This is a genomic window from Chrysiogenia bacterium (genome assembly GCA_020434085.1).
Taxonomy (GTDB): domain Bacteria; phylum JAGRBM01; class JAGRBM01; order JAGRBM01; family JAGRBM01; genus JAGRBM01.
In genome coordinates this window covers 1-3002 of the sequence record JAGRBM010000406.1, presented here as the reverse complement: position 1 = coordinate 3002, position 3002 = coordinate 1, and the positions used below count along the sequence as shown (strand labels likewise).

The 3002-nt window shown below is 63.8% G+C and carries 2 protein-coding genes; both read right to left on the bottom strand.

Annotated elements, in window-relative coordinates:
• Positions 1–50: 50 nt before the first annotated feature.
• Entirely contained in the window at positions 51–1691 is a 1641-nt protein-coding gene (locus KDH09_13985) for a transglutaminase domain-containing protein (GenBank protein MCB0220806.1), read from the bottom strand.
• A 22-nt stretch (positions 1692–1713) separates the two neighbouring features.
• A complete protein-coding gene (locus tag KDH09_13980; protein MCB0220805.1) occupies positions 1714–2982 on the bottom strand; it encodes an LPP20 family lipoprotein in 1269 nt (422 codons plus the stop codon).
• Positions 2983–3002 lie beyond the last annotated feature (20 nt).

The following is a 3002-nucleotide window of genomic DNA, read 5'->3' as shown; positions in this document are numbered from 1 at the left end:
TAGGGTTGCGCCGCTGCGCTGTCAACGCGCAGAGGCCGCCCCGTAGGCCCCTAGAACCTCAAATCCACATTTGCCCCGCCCCGAGCATCTACCTGCACGCTGGCGCGGGTCTCGCTCTTGTCGGGAAGGCGCGACATCAGCTCGTGCTGGCCGTCTTCCACCCCGTAGAAAATGAAGCGTCCGGTCGAATCGGCCGCTGTGCCAGTCCAGACCTTGCCATCCTTGATATAGACCTTGGCCCGGGGCAGCGCATTTCCGCTCGAATCGAGCACCTTGCCCTCGATCCAGCCGCGCCGCTCGAGCGGTACTTCCAGCTTCACCGTCTGGCCGGCGTTGGCCTCCACGACCTTGTCCAGCAACTCGCGCCCCTTCACACGGAAGGTCAGCTTGTAGCCGCCGGGCTCGATCCCATCGATCGCAAATCCCTGGCTCTCGTCGAGCCGGAACACTTTGGCCGAGGTCCCCTGCCAGAGCAGCACGCGAGCCGAGTCCCGCTCGGCGGCGCTGAGATCGCTGGTGATCTTGCCCTGAATATTGGTGCCGTGCTGGAGGACGATGTCTTTTTCGACGAGTTCCTTGCCCTCGATTTTCACGGTGAGCCGCTGCTCGGCATAGCCCTCCGCCCGGATCGAGTAGACGTAGCTACCGGGCTGCAGTGCCACCAGCGCGTATTCGCCCTGGTTGAGTTCGTGGACTTCGCCGCGTGGGCCGTTCCACTTGATGAACTCGCCCTTCTTGATGAGCTCGCCCTGCTCATTGCGCACCCGGCCACGAATGGCGCCGGCAATGCGTTCGTTTCCGAGCTGGCGGGCAAGGATGGTTTTCTCCGGCATGGGCGAGCCGTCGATCGGAATGGTATCATTGACCTCTTCGACGAGGGTGTAGGTCGTGCCTTCATCCACGCTGAGCGTCGCGTCGCCGGGACCCGGGTGGTCTATGGCGCCGTCAATGTAGCGAAGGAGGTGGTAGGGATCGACGAAGTTCTTCGAATACTCGCCGTCGGAGAAGGTCCAGCCTGCATCGGGGTAGTAGACCTCAATCCATGCATGATAGCCGCCGCCGGAGGTTTTCACCCCCCAGAATTCCTGGGTGATGCCCCACTCGTAACCCGGGGGCAGATAGCCGTGGGCGTAGCGCGCGGGCACGCCGACACTGCGAAGCAGCGCGATGGAGAGCGTCGTGTAGCCCACGCACGAGCCACGCGCGGTACGCAACACGCTCAGCGCATCCTGCTGCACGCTCTGCGAGGCGTCGTAGGTGATGTAGTCACGTAGATAGTTGGCGATGCGGTCGTAGGCCTCCGCAACGGTTTTTGCGCCGGCCGTCACTTCGCGCGCCTTGCGGGTGATGTCGGGATGACCGACCTGGATCATCTTCTCCGGGCCGAGGAACTGGCGCAGATCTTTGGGAAGTGCGGTGATCGGGAACCCGGCGGTCGATTGCAGCGGCGAGAGATCGATCTCGACGAGCACGCGCTTGGAGTAGTCGTCGGGCTCGTCGAGCACGCGAATTTCATAACCGTTGTTCTTGTAGTTGACGATGCGTTCAACGCCGAGCGGGCCGATAATATCGTAGACAACGCGGTGCTTGCCCGTCAGGACTTCTGTCTCTGCCGATGCGCGCGCCGGCGCGCAAAGCACCAGCGCGACAAGCAACGCCGTTGCAATCCGGCTCCCCAAGCGATCCTGCATCACCCCTCCCCTGCGAATGCGTCTAGTTGTAGACAATCATGACGCGGGCCTTGCTGAAGAAGTCCGCGTCCTTTGCTGAGCTGTTGAGTACGTCCACGTCCCCGTCATAGAGGATCACGTCCGAGTTCTTGGGCCCGTAGGACTTGGCGCCCTTGACCATCATGGGATCGTCTGTCACGCGCAGGTGCTTGCGGGCAGCCTCCACGTCACGGGCATAGCCCACCAGGCCGCTTTTGACCGCGTCGTCAAAGCCCACGCTGCGCGCGCCATAGACCACGGTACCATCGGTGGTGAGCAGCTTGGGCACCAGTGAGGGACGAAGCCCCAGGCCGCGCGCGTCCACAATGAGTCCCGTCCACGGATGGGTCTCGTCGGGATCAACAGTCTCACCCTTCTTGAGATTGAACGCCGTTACGAGCGCAGCGTCGGCTGCCGGCGCGGCCGCCGCGGGCTTGGCTTCGGGTTTGGTCTCGAGCTTTGACTCAGGCTTGACCGGTTCTTTTTCGCTTTCGCCGGCAATGGCGGCAACCTGCTGGCTCTCTTCCTGGGCCGAGATGAGCTGATCCAGGCGCACGCGCTCCGCCTCGGCGCGCTCGACCTCCGCCGCGGCGGATTTCTGCCGGGCTTCGACCTCAGCGAGTTTCTTGCGCTCGGCCTCGGCCTTGCGCTGGGCTTCGAGCGCGCGGCGCTCTTCTTCGAGCTTGCGCAGCTCCGCTTCGGCGTCGAGCTTGCGGCGCACTTCGGCATCGCGCTGGGTTTGCATCCCGCGCAGGACGTCGTTGTAGGTTCCCACGGAAACGGAGAAGTCATTCGAGACGCGCTTGCCTGTAGCGGCCGTCTTGCTGCGCACCTGCTCGAGCATCACGCCGGTCAGGTCGCCCTGCAGTGGCATCCGCATGGTGACTTCGACGGCGCCGTCGCTCATGTAGCGCTTGTCGATCACCCGGGCCCCGCGCACGATTCCCTCGACGCGGGTGCGGATGACATCGGAAGTCGTCATGAAGTTTTCGAACACGGTCTCGGAGTCGACGCGCACACCCTTGACCGTCTCCAGCAGGTTGCGGTAGCCATCGACCTGTGCGGCGCGCTCGGCAAAGAGGCGCGCGGCCGAGGGAGTCGGTGCCCGCGGCGAGGGAGCGCCCACACCAACGGCCTCGACAAAGCCCTGGGACCAGTTGACCAGACCCTTGTCGAGCTGCTCGACCGCATCCGAACTCTGCGCCTGCGCCGCACCGGCCCACATGAGAATGGCCAGCGAACTGAAGATTCCTGCCGCTCGTTTCAATTTCATTGGAGCTGCCTGCTCTCCCC